Below are 17,933 nucleotides of genomic sequence, written 5' to 3' on the forward strand. Positions count from 1 at the left end.
AAGTAACATATAATTAGTATATAGAACAGATGTTCGAGAAAGGATGGAATCTCATGGCAAATTTAGATATGGATAAACTAAAAGCAATAGAGGCTGCAATGGGCCAAATAGAAAAACAGTTCGGAAAAGGCTCAATAATGAAATTAGGCGAGCATACTACTAGCGGAATAGAAGCTATATCAACTGGATGTCTTGATTTAGATATAGCCTTAGGAATAGGCGGAGTTCCAAAAGGAAGAATAATAGAAATATACGGTCCAGAAAGTTCAGGTAAAACTACAGTAGCTCTTCAAATTGTAGCAGAAGCACAAAAAGCTGGTGGAGCCGTTGGATATATAGATGCAGAACATGCGTTAGATCCTAACTATGCACGTAACTTAGGAGTAAAAACTGATGATTTAATAGTATCTCAACCAGATACAGGTGAGCAAGCTTTAGAGATTGCTGAAGCTTTAGTTCGTTCTGGAGCAATTGATGTTATAGTTGTGGATTCTGTAGCAGCCTTAGTTCCAAGAGCTGAAATTGAAGGTGAAATGGGAGATTCTCATGTAGGTCTTCAAGCAAGATTAATGTCTCAAGCACTTAGAAAGCTTACAGGAACTATAAGCAAAACTAAATGTGTAGCTATATTTATAAACCAATTAAGAGAAAAAGTTGGTGTTATGTTTGGTAATCCAGAAACTACTCCTGGCGGTAGAGCTCTAAAATTCTATGCTTCTGTAAGAATGGATATAAGAAGAATTGATTCTATAAAGCTTGGTGATAACATAGTTGGTAATAGAACTAGAGTTAAAGTTCTTAAAAATAAAGTGGCACCACCATTTAAACAAGCTGAGTTTGATATAATGTATAACGAAGGTATATCAAAAGAAGGTAACATTGTTGATGTAGGGGTTAAAGAGAACATAATACAAAAAAGCGGAGCTTGGTTCTCTTATGGCGATGTTAGACTAGGCCAAGGAAGAGAAAATGCTAAACAGTTCTTAAAAGATACTCCAGAGCTATCTTTAGAAATAGAAAATACAATTAGAAAAAAATATGAATTGCCATTAGCAGTAGCTCCTGCTAAGGCTGAAAAAGAAAAAGCTAAAACTAAAGAAACCAATAAAGAAGAAGTAAAATAATTTTTAAATTTTTAAGATGACATAAAAACTAAATCATGCTAGAATTAATACCATATAATGGTGTTGCAAAGGAGCAGTGAAATTCACTGCTCCTTTTTGTTATATAAAAATATAAATTTTTAGAAAGATACAGGAGGTACATTATATGGAGATAAATACAAAGTACGGTGTTATTAAAGGAATGTCTTCAACCATATATTATAATAATGGTCAATTGAAAGAATGCATTTTAACTGAGAAAAACATCTTAGAAACCTCTTACGGACAATTGATCCCACAATATGAATATGATGAGGTAAGAAAAAAATATATTAATTCACTATCTTTCTATGAAAATGGAAGTCTAAAAGTAATATCATTAAATGAGAATACAAATATAAAAATTAAAAACAAATATTTTTCTGCAGAGAAAATAACTTTTTATGATAATGGTTATATAAAAAGATTATTTCACTTAAATGGCAAGCTCACAGCATATTGGAGTGAAGAAAATGAATATAAGCTTGCTCAAGAATATGATTTTCATTTTAGATTTGGATCTTTTAAATCCAAATTTATGACTCTTCAATTTTATGAAAATGAGAAAATCAAAAGTATTACCTTATGGCCAAAGGATAATATATTAATTAAAGCTAATGAACAAGATATAAAAATAAGAATAGGCATATCTTTATATGAAAATGGGAGTATTAAATCATGCGAACCAAGTGATTTAACAAAGATAATCACACCAATAGGCAATATAAATGCATACGATTATAGTGCAATCGGAATACATGGAGAAAATAACTCTTTAAAATTCTATGATAATGGTAATATAAAATCAATAAGTACATCTACAGATAGAATAGAAGTATATGATTCTTATGGTGTACAAGCAATATATACACCAGTTGAGAAAAGTAATCTATTTAATAAAAATATTAAAGACCTAATTCCATTAGTAATAAAATTTTACAATGATGCAGTTTATATAAATGGAGACGAATATAAATTGAATAAGTATAGATTTATAGTTAATAATAATTACAGAAAGCTTAAAATTAAAAACTACGATTGCTCAAGTTGTGAATTTTCAAATGTAGGAATTGAAATTAAAAAATAACCAATTTTTTTGCTAGGTATATTATGCGTATAATACCATGGTTAATTCACCTAGCAATTGTTGTCGCTTGACATAAGAAAAAAATTGCTATACAATAATAACAAATACTGGTTTATCAAATTCACTAGTTTACAGTGAGAATATATATGACACCTTTCTACGCTATCTTATTTAAATTTTATATACATTCAAATAGATGCGAAGGAGGTGTTTAAATGGAAATGAAACTTATATTAATAGATATTGTAGTATTAGCTGTTTTAGCAGTTGCTACATATATGGTTGTGAAAAAAGTTTCAAAAAATAAAGTTGAAAACTTAGAAAAAGAAGCACATGAACTTCTTGAGAATTCTAAAAAAGATGTAGAATCTTTGAAGAAGGAAGCTATTTTAGAAGCTAAAGAAGAAGTTCATAGATTAAGAAATGACTTTGAAAGAGATTCAAGAGAAAGAAGAAATGAAATTCAAAGACTTGAAAGAAGATTAATTCAAAGAGAAGAAACACTTGACAAAAAAGGTGAAGTGTTAGAAAAGAAAGAAGACGTTGTTAACAAAAGAATGCAAGAAATTGATGTAATGGAAGCCGATGTTCAAGACTTATTAAAGCAAAGAAGAGAGGAACTAGAAAGAATATCTGGTTTAAGCTCTGAAGATGCTAAGAATATTTTACTTGAAGAAGTAAATAAAGAAATTAAACACGAAGCTGCCATTATGATTAAAGAGGTTGAAACTAAGGCCAAGGAAGAAGCAGATAAGAGATCAAGAGAAATAATTACAACTGCTATTCAAAGATGTGCTGCCGATCACGTTTCTGAATCAACAGTACACGTTGTAGCGCTTCCAAATGATGAAATGAAGGGCAGAATTATAGGTAGAGAAGGTAGAAATATTAGAACACTTGAAACACTAACTGGGGTAGATTTGATTATAGATGATACTCCTGAAGCAGTAATATTATCAAGCTTTGATCCTATAAGAAGAGAAGTAGCAAGATTAGCTTTGGAAAAATTAATAGTAGATGGTAGAATACACCCTGCTAGAATTGAAGAAATGGTTGAGAGAGCTACGAAAGATGTAGAAAACGATATAAAAGAGGAAGGCGAGCAAGCCACTTTTGAAACTGGGGTACATGGATTACACCCTGAGATTATTAAATTGTTAGGTAGATTAAAATACAGAACAAGTTATGGTCAGAATGTTTTAAAACATTCAATAGAAGTTGCTTATTTAGCTGGATTGATGGCTTCTGAGTTAGGACTAGATGTTAACATTGCAAGAAGAGCTGGTTTGCTACACGATATAGGAAAAGGTGTAGATCAAGAGTACGAAGGTCCTCATGCATTAATAGGTGGAGATTTAGCTAAGAAATATCATGAATCAGCTGTAGTGGTAAATGCTATTGCGGCTCACCATGGAGATGTTGAGATGATTTCGTTGGAAGCAGTATTGGTTCAGGCAGCTGATGCAATTTCAGCAGCAAGACCAGGTGCTAGAAGGGAAACACTAGAAGCTTATATTAAGAGGTTAGAGAAATTAGAAGAGATTGCAAACTCATATGAAGGCGTAGAAAAGTCATATGCCATTCAAGCTGGAAGAGAGATTAGAATTATGGTTAAACCAGATCAAGTCGATGATGCAGTCGCAACTGAGATGGCACGAAATATTGTAAAGAGCATTGAAGAAGAATTGGAATATCCAGGTCAGATAAAAGTAAATGTAATTAGAGAAACTCGTGCTGTAGAGTATGCAAAATAATCGATAATAAATACATTTTGTGAAAACAAAATGTATTTTATTTTTTCTTAATAAAAATTTAATTTTTTTTATTTATGAAGAAGGAATTTAATGAAATTTATAGAATATATAATATGGTGTAAAGTAATTATTATGCAATATGTAAACGTATGCTAATTTAGTAAGACTAGGAGGTCAAAATAATGGAAGTATTAAAAGTTTCAACAAAATCTAATCCAAATTCAGTAGCAGGTGCACTGGCAGCAATTATAAAAGAAAAAAATATAGTGGAAATTCAAGCTGTTGGAGCCGGAGCTATTAATCAAGCGGTAAAAGCTATTGCTATAGCTAGAGGTTTTGTTGCCCCAAGTGGAAAGGATATCGTATGTGTTCCTGCTTTCACTGATATTGTAATTGACGGAGAAGAAAGAACAGCTATCAAACTAATTGTACAACCTAGGTAATAATAATATTTATAAATTATTTTTGAACTTAACTCGACAATGTCGAGTTTTTTCCTTTTAATAAGACTTTCACATATTAAAGTTTACAATATAATGATAAAATGATATATTTTTTATATATAGTAAGAGAAATCAGGTGAAAGTTATGAAATACGCTGATTTACATATTCACTCAACATATTCTGACGGTAAATTAACACCTGAGGAAATTGTTGAATTAGCAATGAGGCGAAAAATAAATTACATTTCCATAACTGATCATGATACCCTAGAATCACAATACATAACGGAAAATATGTATGATAATTTATCAATAATTCCAGGTATAGAATTATCTACTGAATTTAATGATATTGAAATACATATATTGGGGTACTTCATAGACATAAAAAACAGTCACTTATTAGGATTGATGGATGATTTAAAGGTATCAAGATCAAAAAGGGTTGAAGTAATATTAGATAAGTTAAATAAAATTGACATAAAAATTGATTTTTCAGATTTAAATGCTAATAAATTATGCTCTTTAGGTCGAGCTCATATTGCTTCTGCATTAGTCAAAAAAGGATATGCAGAAACATTCAAATCTGCATTTGTTAATTATCTTATTGAAGGAAAGCCAGCTTATGTAAAAAGAGAAAAACTTCCTTACAAAGAAATTTTAGATATTATAGAATACGCTGGAGGAATTTCTGTTTTAGCACATCCAGGAGAAATGAATAGACCAATGGAGTTGGAGAATACTATCAAAAGATTAAAATGTCATGGACTTAAAGGCATAGAAGTATTTCATCCTAGTCATAATTGCGAAAAAATAAATTGTATTTATAATTTTGCGAGCAAATACAAACTTCTTGTAACTGGGGGAAGCGATTGTCACACAATTGTTTCAAAAGAAGAAAGTATTATAGGTGAATATGGCATCAATGAATGTCAATTAAATAAACTATTAATAAGCAAAAGTAAAAATGGAGGTACATTATGATTTTATCAAAAAAAGGGGAAGCAATATCGCCGTCAATTACATTAGCTATTACAGCAAAGGCTAAAGAAATGAAGGCTAATGGGATAGATGTAGTAAGTTTTGGAGCAGGTGAGCCAGATTTTAATACTCCTAAAAACATTAGAAATGCAGCAGTTAAGGCTATGGAAGAAGGATATACAAAATACACACCAGCAGCTGGTATAACAAGTCTTAAAAAAGCTATAGCTACTAAATTATATACAGATAACAATTTAACATATGCCGAATCTCAAATAGTAATTTCAACAGGAGCTAAACAGTGTTTAGCAAATGCTTTTCTTGCGATATTAAATCCTGGAGATGAGGTTCTTATACCAACACCTTATTGGGTTAGTTACCCTGAATTAACTAAATTAGCTGATGGAGTTCCAGTATTTATTGATTGCAAAAAAGAAGATAACTATAAATTTAAAGTTAGCATTCTAGAAAAGTACATAAACGAGAAAACTAAGGCAATTTTGATTAATTCCCCAAATAACCCAACTGGAACTATATATACAAAAGAAGAATTAAAAGAACTTGCAGATTTTGCTGTAAAGCATAATTTATTTATAATTTCTGATGAAATTTATGAAAAATTAATTTATGGCTCTGAAGAGCATATAAGTATTGCAAGCTTAAGTAAGGAAGTATATGATAGAACAATTGTTATAAATGGAATGTCTAAATCATATGCAATGACTGGTTGGAGAGTAGGTTATGCAGCAGGTCCTAAGGAAGTTATAAAGGTTATGAGCAATATCCAAAGTCATATGACCTCTAATGTATGTTCTATTTCTCAATATGCTGCTCTAGAAGCGTTAGAAGGGCCACAGGATGATTTACACTCTATGATTAAAGTTTTCCAAGAGAGACGTGACTTAATGAGTTCATTGCTAGATAAAATGGATGGCATAAGCTATATTTATCCTCAAGGTGCTTTTTACATTATGGTGAATATAGAAAGCTTTATTGGTAAAAGCTATAATGGTAAAATAATAAATGACTCACTAACATTTTCAAACATATTGCTTGATGAAAATAAAGTTGCAGTAGTACCTGGAGCCGGATTCGGTCTTGAAAATTATATTAGATTGTCCTATGCTACTTCAAATAGTATTATAGAAGAAGGACTAAAGAGACTATCTTTATTTGTTTCTTGCATAAAATAATTCGTTATTTTTAGAATACAGTTGAAATTATTTAGAAAACAATATATAATAAAGTAAGTTATTATGTTTATAACAAAATATACAAAGAGGTGAATGTAATGGTAGTTAAAGAAGTATTAGTTAAAAATGCTACAGGTTTACACGCTAGACCTGCAACTTTATTAGTTAAGAAAGCATCATCATTTAAGTCTGATGTTCAAATTGAGTACAATGGCAAGAAAGCTAACGTTAAGAGCTTAATCGGAGTTCTTTCTTTAGGAGTTACTAAAGACGCTTTAGTAAAAGTTATCGCTTCTGGTGATGATGAAACTTTAGCTGTTGAAGAAATCGTTAAATTAATCGACAGTTTAGAAGAATAATAAAAAAAGGTTCGATAGAACCTTTTTTTTATTTTAAGCTTTTTTCATAACGAATTTACTTTTAACAAATATAGCTACTAAATTTATTCCTGCGACAAATACTAATATATATATTATTCGTTCTATAATGGGTAAGATACCAAATAGAAAGTGAACAAAGTTAAAATTCAATAACCCAATTGTCCCCCAATTTAAGGCCCCGATAATTACTAAAATAAAAGAAACTTTGTCTAAGATACTTATTTTATACATATTCATACAACTCCCAACTATTTTTATACTAATTTATATTCAACTTTTTTTCTTAATATAACTGATATTATGTAGAAATTATGATATAATAATAGCGAACTATATTAGATAAATTTTAAATTTTATTCGTATGGAGGTTTTTTATGACAAACTTATATAGTACACCTTTAAATTCTAGATATGCTTCAAAAGAAATGAGTTACATATTTTCTGATGATATGAAGTTTTCTACATGGAGAAAACTATGGGTTGCACTAGCAGAATGCGAAAAAGAACTCGGTTTAAACATAACTGACGAACAAATAAATGAATTAAAAGCTAATATTTATAATATTAATTATGAAGATGCTATAAAAAAAGAAAAAGAAGTTAGACATGATGTTATGAGTCATGTTTATGCATATGGCTTACAATGTCCATCAGCTAAAGGGATCATCCACTTAGGAGCAACTTCTTGTTATGTTGGAGATAATACAGATGTTATTATAATGAGAGATGCACTTTTACTCGTAAAAAAGAAAATAGTTAACGTATTAAAACTATTAAAAGATTTCTCAATAAAATATAAAGATATGCCAACACTTGGCTTTACACATTTCCAACCAGCTCAATTAACTACAGTAGGTAAAAGAGCTACACTTTGGATGCAAGATTTAGTTATGGATATAGAAAATATAGACCACTTATTAAGTACTTTAAAGCTTAGAGGAGTAAAAGGTACAACTGGAACTCAAGCAAGCTTTATGACTTTATTTGAAGGCGATGAAGAAAAAGTTAAAGCTCTTGATACAATGGTAGCCACTCAAATGGGCTTCAAGAAGAGTTTTGGCGTAACAGGCCAAACATACCCAAGAAAATTAGATTCAATAGTTTTAAACACTTTATCAGAAGTAGCACAAAGTGCATATAAATTTTCTAATGACTTAAGATTACTTCAAAGCATGAAAGAAGTTGAAGAGCCATTTGAAAAGAATCAAATAGGTTCATCTGCTATGGCATATAAAAGAAACCCTATGAGATCAGAAAGAATAAGTGCTTTAGCTAGATATGTAATTGTTGATTCTTTAAATCCTGCTATTACTGCAGCAACTCAATGGTTTGAAAGAACTTTAGATGACTCTGCAAACAAAAGAATAGCTGTTGCTGAAGCTTTCTTAGCTCTTGATGGAGTTCTAAATCTATACATGAATATAGCTGAGAATATGGTCGTATACGAAAAAGTAATTGCTGCTCACGTTAATAATGAACTTCCATTTATGGCAACTGAAAATATAATGATGGAGTCTGTTAAAATAGGTGGAGATAGACAAGAACTTCATGAGAAAATAAGAGTTCATTCTATGGCTGCTGCTCAAAGAGTAAAAGGAGAGGGTTTAAATAATGACCTTATAGATAGAATTCTAGCTGATCCAGACTTTAAATTATCTAAAGAACAAATTATAGATATAATAGATCCAATGAAATTTATAGGAAGAGCTCCTAGTCAAGTTGTAGAATTCATTGATGAATATATTGATCCTATATTAAATGATAATGCTGATATGCTAGGTGCAAAAGCTGAAATAAACGTATAATAATATACTGATAATAAGAAGACTTAAATAGGTCTTTTTATTTTTGCTTTAATATAACTTTGTAAAAACTTGTAATTATGTATTTATATGACTTAATAATGTCGCAAATGCTGATAATTTAACTTGTACAGGACATGCTATAGGAGATATTTGGGAAACACAAATTTATAATGTTTTTAAAGAAAATAGTATTCAATTGATGGGGAATGGAATAGAGAATAGAGAGTTGGGAAGAGATGTGAATCTGATATAAGTATAATCTTTGAAATCTCGAATTATAGATACTTAAATAATCTTCCAATCATCGTAAGTACTGAATGTGTTGTAGATAGACTTATTAATATTGATGAAGCAAAGGTTCAAGGATATACGAAAGTGTAAGGATTATATAATGGAGATTGGAAAAGGTAAGGAGAATAATTATAGACTTAGGTAGAAGAGGGATGGTCTTAAATAAATGCCATTAGTACCATAAAGGCGGATATATAACTAAGCTTAAAGAGTAATTAATTTTAATATTGAATACAAAATATAAAATGGCAAATATATTGTATATCTTCTATCATTTCGTGAATCTTGAGCATTGAATTTTATTTATTTTAAAATAATATATGATATAATTATATGGAAAATATAGAAAGGCATGGGGTGGTAATTGATGCTTAAAAATAAAAAAGTAATTAGTATTTCTGCTGCAATTATCTGTATTATTTTAATTGCTTTAATTATAATTATGACAAAGAACAAAAATGGAAATAATGAAAATATAGATGCAACGAAGGTATCAACTGAAAAGTCAGAAAAATCTACAGAACAAACTGAAAAACAATCTTCAGAACAACAGCCACAGAAAGTAGCAACTAATACTGCAGCAGGAGGAGCTACAGATGTTGGAAGTTCAGGTGGAGTTCCAGTACACAATGGAGCACCAGGTAGTACTGACAATGGAGGAGGCTCAAGTACACCTGCACAACCTCCAGTAAATCAAGGTATCTCAACTATTTACGGAGAACACACATATGGTGTAAACAATCAAGACGAATACAGTGCGGTAATGAGTAAGGCAAGAGGTGCTATAGGATCTGGAGACATAAATCAATATGTATACTCATACCTAGATGGCGACAGGGCAGAAAATCATCCCGCTGGTTCAGATGCATATAATTGGTTAAATTTAATAAATGAAGATATAGGTTATATGAACCACAAAGTAGGTAAAGATGCTACTTTAAAATTTGTAAGAGCAAGAGCAGCTGCAAATGCTTTATCTCGTTCAACTAATGCAAGTAATCCTTACAATGGTACACCTTCAAGTGCATATGATGTATTATTTAGAGGATTGAAAGACTGTGATGCTAATGCACAAGTAAAATCAGCAGTTTTTGATGTATCTGGATTTAGTTCATCTGTAAGATATGCTAGTGGTCATGCTTGGCTTGTAGTTAATGTAGGGGGCACTTGGTTTTCATTAGATGGAGCACCAGTTGGATTAAACGGAAATGCGGTACCTCATTCTTCACCAAATTAATGAAACATTCGAAGATATTGATAATGTTAAGTGTAAATAACCATACAATTTAGATAAATTAAAGTTAGTGTTCAGCAATCTTTGTATGAGACAATATTACTATTTGAAGCATTGCTGAAACCGTATATTGAATAGAATATAAATATAGAAAAATTAGGAGAGTTATATGGAAAAGCAAACGATACTTCGATTCTTAAAAAATATTACTAAGGATAATATAGCTGATTTATTAGTTCTTATACCTACTATAGGCATTCCTTTAAGTATAGGAACGAAATTGGTAATAGGTGGACTAGACTCTAAAGCTGATGGGGATGATGAACATACAAATAAAGAACTAAAGAATCAGATTTCTAAAATTGAAGATCTTATCAACCAATATGGTATAGAAGAAATCAAAAATCAAATAACAAAAGCAATACTAGATGAAATAGATAAGGAAAATTCTTATGATTTGGTTTATATTTCAGGAGTAACTATTGCTTTTGGTGATGGAGAAGTGTTAACAAAATGTGAAAAGGAATCTATTACTCATATATTATCGGGTTATTATGAAAATGAAATTATTAATGATTTTATGGATCAGCATTGTAGCTCGAGAGATTACCTTATTTTTGAAGATAGAATGTATTTAAATTTTGATAATGATGAAGATATGTTCAGTGCGGTAACAACCTTAAATCTTAGAAAAGAAATAATATTTTTTATAGATATGATTAATAAGATAAGAGCTGGTAGGACTCTGTTTAGTAGATACAAATTTTATTAGTATTATAGCAATCAATGTAAAATGAGTTTTAATATAAATTTATTTAGATATTACAGTTTAACAATAATTTTTACCTCAACAAATTCCAATGTATAACTTAACATAAGATTCTAAAAAGAAAATAAAAATTCCAAAATCATATTATTCAAAATCATAAATGAATAGTATGATTTTTTACTACTTATTACAAAAATGATGTGCTTATTTATTACTTAATGTTGTTGTTCAGCCAAAGCATAATGGAGTAATTATAAGGAGGGTTTAAAAATGTCTCACTTTAGTCTAAAGTCATAGACTAGAACATAGTTCAAAATAACACGAAAATAGTAGAGATTAAACTTATGTTAATAAAAATAATACTGAAAACAATTAATATTTACTTATATGCAAAGATATTTATATCCTATATAATGGTATTTGTAGTGATTGTAAATTAATGATACTTATGAAAGATGCAAGATAACTCAATAAATAGTAATTTGTAAAGGAGTAGTAAATTCAAATGAATAATTCATCTCAGACAGACACCCCAAAAACGTATAAACAAAAATACGGAAATATTATCTTCATCATTATATGCTTTATTGGAGGTTTATTTTTAATTACACCAATTTTATTGAGAGTTCAAATTTTCAGTGGTTTACTTTCATGGCTATTAAGTCCTTTAAAGACAACTGAGTATAAAAGTAGTTATATCCAAACATTCGGTGCTATATTAGGTACATTTATGGCTGTATCTGGAGCATTATGGACACAAAAAAAATCGACGAAGTAACAGAAAAAAAGAGTTTAAAAGAAAGTGTGTTGATAGTTTATTATGGTTTCTACTTTGCCACCAATGATATAAGAGCTTTGATAGAAAACTATTTAAATTCACAAAAACAAATGATAAATACGTTAGAAGATATAGACCAGTTTAAAAAATGCAAAAAAAGTATCGTTAATATTTAGATGAAAATTGGATTCGAAATGTAGCAAGCTTATCACATATCTTATCTAGCGAAGAAACTAAGATGATCTATAAAATATATGGTGATTTAAATACGTTTAAGCAAGTGATAAATATTAGCGAAGATCAATTGTCTATTGAAGATGCTAAAACCGCTTATAGAATTATGTTTAAAGACTTTTGTGATACAAGCATGGAACTCAAATACCCACTCATAATTATTGTTGAATTAAAAAGTAGCATAAATGATATAATTAATAAATTAAAACAGCTAGCTAATATTGCTTGATATCTCCAGGTGATCTAATAAAAAATTAATTACTATTAATTAAGAGAAAAACAAACTTTTAAATTCCAATTTATCTTTATAAAAGTACTGAAATATAAAAAATCTTAGTGATTTAGTTGCAAAATGTGAATTAATAGACAAGCTTTTTAAATAGATTAAGTTGTTTATATTAGATATGTGTATAGTGTGAGAAGAAATAAGAAAAGTGATATAAATTGTAAAAGGATTTTAAGTATTTTCATTTGTATAACAAGAGTTACAAAATCATATTATATAATTTTATCTATACTAAAGTTGCGTGAAAACAGTATTACTATTAATAATATAAAATATTGTTATTTACTGAAATAGATAAATAGTTATTTTTATTTAGTAGATCGAAAATTAAAAGGAGTTTTTTGAAATAAGGGATTAATAAATGCATACATAATATTTAGCAAAAAATTATCAAAAAAGGAGAAATTGAGGAATGACTACTAGAAAGCAGCACTATGTTCCACAATTCTATTTAAAGAGATTTGAAGATAATACTGGAAGATTAACAGTTGAAAATATACACACAAACAATTATAGTAAAATGTTAACTAGAAATGTATGTTTTGAAAAGGACATGTATGAAATTAAAGATGATAACGGGAAAAAATATAAAGAAAATTATTTAGAAAAAATGTTTAGTAATTTTCAATCATATATATCATATAATTTTGATAAATTAATTTGTAGAATACAAGAATACAAAAACATTAAAGATTTTAGGTTGACTGGAGAAGAAGATACTATAATTGCTTTATTCATTACGTTGCAGCTTATTCGGCATCCTACATTTAAACGATTCGTTTATCAATCTTTGGATAATAGTAATATTGCAAATGTATCTGAAATGGAAAAAGGGCTATTTTACGTAATGTTAAATTTCACAGATGAAACTTTTGAAGAAGTCATGATAGACATTTTCCCAGATATTGAACCAGCTAAATTACCCAAAGGAAATAAAAATTTATTGAGTGAGATTTGTTCATATTTAGTAAGTAATTGTTATTTTTCTTTAGTTGTTCCTAAAAGTGAAGATACGTGTTTTTTAACTAGTGATAACATAATAGTGAAATCGCCAAGTCGAGATATTAAATATTATTTTCCTCTCACCAAGAAAATTGGAGTAATCGTTTGTGAATTTAGTGAACTATCTCATAGTTAAGCTGAAAGGATAATTTTATTAAATAATTATAAGGTTGAAGTGATAAATAAAGAAATGATTTCAAATGCAGACCGATTTATTATTTTATGATAGTAACTATTTGATTTATGCAGTTAAAATATTTCAACTTACTATTCTAAAATAAGATGACTAGAAGTCTTAAAAAGTAAAGTTTAAATATTATAGTTGTAAATAATAAAATATTTTTGACATTAGTAAGCTAAATATTTTGCTACGGGCTTAAAGGAATTGAATTGAAACATATGTATTGGAATAATTCTGTATTAGATAGAAATGTTGATAGTATTAGATTTTTTAGCACAATGTATTTTAAATATATTCCAAGTTATTCTGAACCCCCAACATCGAATTCGTGTGGTGGGGTTAGATCCATCTAGATGACCTAAACAAGATTGTTATATAAAAGTGTTACATGTGGATGGGATATAATTGAATAAATGTTAATCATTGAACTTAATCAAATGTGAATAAGGTTCAGCAAAAGTCATAACCCAACTTCAAGAGCCTATAAAACAAGTTAAATCCAAAGATGAGGATATGTAGAAACTTCCGACATTCTTCCTACCATCCATAAAGTACAATAAATAAATGAGTTTTTAAACTAATTTATTTCAATAGAAAATAATTTTTAACTTTATAGTTTGTACTGGTAAAATAAGCTATATCAATTACATAAAATAAAAATCAAATACAACTATTTACCTAAGTTCACCCATTTATCTTTATTTGTTAATAGTCCACGTCTCCTCATCTCTACTTTTTTTAGTTTGTAGCTTAATAAATCTAATGTTACTCTAAAATCCTCAATTAAATGTCCTCCAAAAGCATTGTCACCTTCTACGATAAAAGTAGTTACAATTTCATCAAATTTCACTTGAAAATCAGCGGTTTTAATATCTATATCTGAAATCATTCGAGGATTATTAACTTTTTTTAAAACTGCAGGAATTATTCTATTATTCCATATATCAATTTTTTGATCTTCTGGTAGACTCGTAATAAAAAGATTTTTTAATTTCATAATTACTCTCCTTTAACAAAAGAATTCAATTAGGAATATTATACCATTAAATTGAATACACTTCAATTTAATTATTGGTTTCATGTCACCTCACAGTATTTTATATATAAATATATTAGTAAAAAACTTATTATATAGATACTATTTCTATAAAGCATTTGATTGCAAGAAAATGTAGCATCCTAAGAAATAGCTGGTTGCTATTATCATAATAACTACCAGAAAAATAATGTGAGAATGATTTCTATAACTATGGAAGTTAGCCTTACATTTCTGATACGCAAATTAGATATTTCAAACAAAAAGAAATTATAAAATGAGAGTTCAGTTAATTTTATAATTGATATTCCAGTAACTATAAAACCGATCAAATACTAAGATGAGGGTATATAGAAACTTCCTACATTCTTCCTACCATCCATAAAATATAATTAGATAACTATCGATGTAATATAATGTAAAATTAGTATAAAGTCCAGTGAAATCAATACTTTCAAGATACAAAAAGATAAATATAGACAATCATTGATACGACAATGAAGGAATACAGAACTCGGCTTATAGACTTATCTCGCTATTGAAAACACTAGGTTTCGTACTTGGTGTTTTTTGTATTGCCATTGATTTGCCACAGATAATTTCTTTTTCTATTTTTTATCTAAGAAATGATTAATTTGATGAAATACCCAAATATATTAGAGAGGAACATGATGCGTATATTTTTCTATCCAATGGATTAATTAATTAAATTCCAGTTAATAGAATATTATGTAGAATTGTGTTAATGATTATTATAAAATTAATATAAGCATAAAAAAACATTTCCTTTTATCCATATGATTGGATATCTTGAAGAAATATCAATGGAGAAAATCTAGAACTAAAAATTTCAACTAAGTTACTATTCTATATGGCATTGTTATGGGAGGGTTGGCTATGAAGAAAAAAATACTTTTAATAACACCAGAGAATGAGGAAATAAATAGATTTAGAAAAAATCAATAGGAGGCACTTTACAAAGGGAGCAGTTATCTCTTCAAGAGGATGTCCTTATAAATGCAGCTATTGCAATTTAAAGCAGATTTATTGTGAGCCATTTAGGACTAGACCTATTGATGAAGTCATTTTTGAAATAAAGACTATGAAAAATAAATTTTTTGTATTTTGGGATGATAATTTCTTTGGAGATATAAACTATGCTAAAGAATTATTAGTGGAATTAAAAAAGCTTAATAAAAAATGGGCAGCTCAAGTAACATTAGAGAGATGTAAAGATGAAGAATTATTAAAATTAGCTAAAGAGGCCGGTTGTGTATACTTTTTTGTTGGAATAGAATCTTTTTCTCAGGAGAGTTTAGGTAGTGTAAATAAAGGTATAAATGATGTTAATAGATACAAAAGTTTAATAGACAAAATTCATAATAATAATATTTGTGTACAAGCAGGAATAATATTTGGATTCGACACAGATAAAAAAGATGTATTCAAGAAAACATTAGATGCTTGCAATGAGTTAGGGATAGATGGAGCCACTATAAGTATATTGACACCTTTACCTAAAACACCAATATATGCTCAGTTAAAAGAAGAAAATAGGTTAATAACAGGGGATTGGAGTTATTACAATGGAAAAACTAGAGTGGCTTATATTCCTAAAAATATGAGCAGAGAAGAATTATTTGATGGTTACATGTGGTTTAGAAGAGAATTCTATTCTTTAAAATCAATTTATAAAAGAATGAGCAAATCTAAAACTAATATAATTTATAACTTAATTGTAAATTTGGGGTATAAGATAAGCCTTAAAGGTACAAAAAGTTAGTTTTAGTATAATTAATCTTTTAATAAGCACAAGGAGGATACAAAAATGACAACTAATAATGGTGGTATCCCTACATTACAAGAAGCGGAAACATTTCTTTACGAAGCTTCAATTTTAAATCCTGGACAATGGGTTGACCATTCAAAGTATGCAGCAAATGCAGCAAAACTTATAGCTGAAAATTGCGAGGATATAAATCCAACTACAGCCTATATATGCGGTTTATTACATGATATAGGTAGAAGATATGGTGTAACAGATCTAAGACACATACTAGATGGTTATAACTTCTTAATGGAAAAGGGATTTGAGAGAGCTGCAAAAGTATGTTTAACCCATTCTTTCGATTGTAAAGATATAAAGACAGCTTTTGGTATTTGGGATTGTTCTAAAGAAGAATTTAAGTTTGTAAAAACGTATTTAGAGAATATACAATATGATGATTATGATAGGCTCATTCAGCTATGCGATGCATTAGCATTTACAAATGGATATTGTCTTATAGAGAAGAGGCTGGTTGATGCTGTTTTAAGACATGGAACAAACGAATATACAACGCTTAAATGGAAAGCAACCTTTGAAATAAAAGATTATTTTGAACGTAAGATGGGGAAATCGGTCTATAGTATACTTCCAGGGGTAATAGAGAATACCTTTGAATTATAAGGAAGGGGATTTTATTATGCGAAATAATGAAGAAATTCTTCATGGAGGCAATGTGAATGAAGTAGTTCGAAAAGGAAATGCTGTTCATCGTAGTACTAACTGGAGTCCCTTTGTTCATGAACTTCTTATATATTTAGAAAAACAAGAATTCGAAGGTGCTCCGAGGTTTCTAGGTATAGATGATAAAGGTAGAGAAGTACTATCATTTATTTCAGGCGAAGTACCTGGTGATTATTACCCAGATTTTAAGCCGTATATATGGAGTGACAATTCTCTTATAAAGAGCGCTGAGTTATTACGTAAATACCATGATGCAGTGAAACATTTCAAAATATCTTCTACAGAAACTACATTCGAAGTTAAACAACCTGCAATAGACGAATGGAAAGATGAAGTTATTTGTCATAATGATGCTGCTCCATATAATATTGTTTATAAAGATGAAGAGCCCATAGCACTAATAGATTTTGATTTAGCTGCGCCTGGCCCACGTATTTGGGATATTGTATATATGCTTTATACTTCTATCCCACTTGCAAGCTTTTCAATAGATTATAACAAAGGAAAATCAGTACCATATATTCGAGAATCACATAGAGTAGAGCGTAAACGTAGAATTCATCTATTCTTTAATTCATATGGAATGAGAATCCCTAACAATCTTAAAGAGTGGACTATATGCCGAATCAAAGCAATGTGCTATACCTTAACTTCTGGTGCTAAACAAGGAAACATAGCATATGAAAAGATGATAGAAGAGGGGCACTTAAAGCATTATGAGAAAGAAATTATTTTCTTAGAAGAACACTTTGAAGAATGGGAGTAATAAGTATCGTTCTTCGATTATCGTTATATAAAGTTAACGCAGAAAAAAGCCGCGGTCATCC

General features: G+C 29.2%; 18 protein-coding genes. 16 read left to right on the forward strand and 2 right to left on the reverse strand.

All coding sequences use genetic code 11. The annotated features are described in order from the left end of the window. The first annotated feature begins 53 nt into the window (after positions 1 to 53). From recA to JK634_RS03725, 7 genes are all read left to right on the forward strand, one after another. Complete coding sequence (gene recA, locus JK634_RS03695; protein ID WP_202766275.1) at positions 54 to 1,124, forward strand: recombinase RecA; 1,071 nt, start codon at positions 54 to 56, stop codon at positions 1,122 to 1,124. A gap of 145 nt (positions 1,125 to 1,269) precedes the next feature. Further along, positions 1,270 to 2,229 (forward strand): hypothetical protein, encoded by a 960-nt coding sequence (locus JK634_RS03700; RefSeq protein WP_202766276.1) that lies wholly within the window; start codon positions 1,270 to 1,272, stop codon positions 2,227 to 2,229. Positions 2,230 to 2,450: 221 nt separating this feature from the next. Next, entirely contained in the window at positions 2,451 to 3,983 is a 1,533-nt protein-coding gene (gene rny, locus JK634_RS03705) for a ribonuclease Y (RefSeq protein ID WP_373689039.1), read from the forward strand. A 182-nt stretch (positions 3,984 to 4,165) separates the two neighbouring features. Continuing rightward, entirely contained in the window at positions 4,166 to 4,426 is a 261-nt protein-coding gene (locus JK634_RS03710; protein ID WP_202766278.1) for a stage V sporulation protein S, read from the forward strand. 145 nt (positions 4,427 to 4,571) lie between these two features. Continuing rightward, a complete protein-coding gene (locus JK634_RS03715; RefSeq protein ID WP_202766279.1) occupies positions 4,572 to 5,411 on the forward strand; it encodes a PHP domain-containing protein in 840 nt (279 codons plus the stop codon). Beyond that, on the forward strand, positions 5,408 to 6,601 hold the full coding sequence (locus tag JK634_RS03720; RefSeq protein WP_202766280.1) for a pyridoxal phosphate-dependent aminotransferase: 1,194 nt from the start codon (positions 5,408 to 5,410) through the stop codon (positions 6,599 to 6,601). The genes JK634_RS03715 and JK634_RS03720 overlap by 4 nt, the downstream gene beginning before the upstream one ends. A gap of 98 nt (positions 6,602 to 6,699) precedes the next feature. Beyond that, a complete protein-coding gene (locus tag JK634_RS03725) occupies positions 6,700 to 6,960 on the forward strand; it encodes an HPr family phosphocarrier protein (protein ID WP_202766281.1) in 261 nt (86 codons plus the stop codon). A 33-nt stretch (positions 6,961 to 6,993) separates the two neighbouring features. Here the strand turns inward: JK634_RS03725 and JK634_RS03730 are convergent, their stop codons facing one another. Further along, on the reverse strand, positions 6,994 to 7,212 hold the full coding sequence (locus tag JK634_RS03730) for a DUF378 domain-containing protein (protein ID WP_202766282.1): 219 nt from the start codon (positions 7,210 to 7,212) through the stop codon (positions 6,994 to 6,996). 143 nt (positions 7,213 to 7,355) lie between these two features. Here JK634_RS03730 and purB point away from each other — a divergent pair, with 143 nt between their 5' ends. The 6 genes from purB (at position 7,356) to JK634_RS03760 (ending at position 13,516) form a co-directional block, all read left to right on the forward strand. Beyond that, positions 7,356 to 8,786 (forward strand): adenylosuccinate lyase, encoded by a 1,431-nt coding sequence (gene purB / locus JK634_RS03735; protein ID WP_202766283.1) that lies wholly within the window; start codon positions 7,356 to 7,358, stop codon positions 8,784 to 8,786. A 658-nt stretch (positions 8,787 to 9,444) separates the two neighbouring features. Further along, on the forward strand, positions 9,445 to 10,314 hold the full coding sequence (locus JK634_RS03740; protein ID WP_202766284.1) for a hypothetical protein: 870 nt from the start codon (positions 9,445 to 9,447) through the stop codon (positions 10,312 to 10,314). Between the two features lie 166 nt (positions 10,315 to 10,480). Continuing rightward, the gene (locus tag JK634_RS03745) at positions 10,481 to 11,083 is read left to right on the forward strand and encodes a hypothetical protein (RefSeq protein WP_202766285.1); all 603 of its coding nucleotides are present in this window, start codon (positions 10,481 to 10,483) and stop codon (positions 11,081 to 11,083) included. Positions 11,084 to 11,699: 616 nt separating this feature from the next. Next, positions 11,700 to 11,858 (forward strand): hypothetical protein, encoded by a 159-nt coding sequence (locus JK634_RS03750; RefSeq protein ID WP_202766286.1) that lies wholly within the window; start codon positions 11,700 to 11,702, stop codon positions 11,856 to 11,858. Between the two features lie 280 nt (positions 11,859 to 12,138). Beyond that, positions 12,139 to 12,321, forward strand: coding sequence for a hypothetical protein (locus tag JK634_RS03755; protein WP_202766287.1), 183 nt, complete (start codon positions 12,139 to 12,141; stop codon positions 12,319 to 12,321). 469 nt (positions 12,322 to 12,790) lie between these two features. Beyond that, positions 12,791 to 13,516: a DUF4238 domain-containing protein gene (locus tag JK634_RS03760; RefSeq protein WP_202766288.1), complete on the forward strand. Its 726-nt coding sequence runs from the start codon at positions 12,791 to 12,793 to the stop codon at positions 13,514 to 13,516. Between the two features lie 715 nt (positions 13,517 to 14,231). Here the strand turns inward: JK634_RS03760 and JK634_RS03765 are convergent. Then, complete coding sequence (locus JK634_RS03765; protein ID WP_202766289.1) at positions 14,232 to 14,558, reverse strand: hypothetical protein; 327 nt, start codon at positions 14,556 to 14,558, stop codon at positions 14,232 to 14,234. A 1,030-nt stretch (positions 14,559 to 15,588) separates the two neighbouring features. Here JK634_RS03765 and JK634_RS20625 point away from each other — a divergent pair. The 3 genes from JK634_RS20625 to JK634_RS03780 are packed head-to-tail and all read left to right on the forward strand — an operon-like array spanning position 15,589 to position 17,872. Beyond that, complete coding sequence (locus JK634_RS20625; RefSeq protein WP_420839034.1) at positions 15,589 to 16,380, forward strand: B12-binding domain-containing radical SAM protein; 792 nt, start codon at positions 15,589 to 15,591, stop codon at positions 16,378 to 16,380. A 45-nt stretch (positions 16,381 to 16,425) separates the two neighbouring features. Then, positions 16,426 to 17,046: an HD domain-containing protein gene (locus tag JK634_RS03775; protein WP_202766290.1), complete on the forward strand. Its 621-nt coding sequence runs from the start codon at positions 16,426 to 16,428 to the stop codon at positions 17,044 to 17,046. A gap of 16 nt (positions 17,047 to 17,062) precedes the next feature. Further along, positions 17,063 to 17,872 carry a phosphotransferase gene (locus JK634_RS03780; RefSeq protein WP_202766291.1) on the forward strand — a complete coding sequence of 270 codons (810 nt, stop codon included), beginning with the start codon at positions 17,063 to 17,065 and terminating at the stop codon, positions 17,870 to 17,872. Positions 17,873 to 17,933: the final 61 nt, after the last annotated feature.

Origin of the sequence: Clostridium paridis (genome assembly GCF_016765615.1) — a bacterium.
Taxonomy (GTDB): Bacteria; Bacillota; Clostridia; order Clostridiales; family Clostridiaceae; genus Clostridium_T; species Clostridium_T paridis.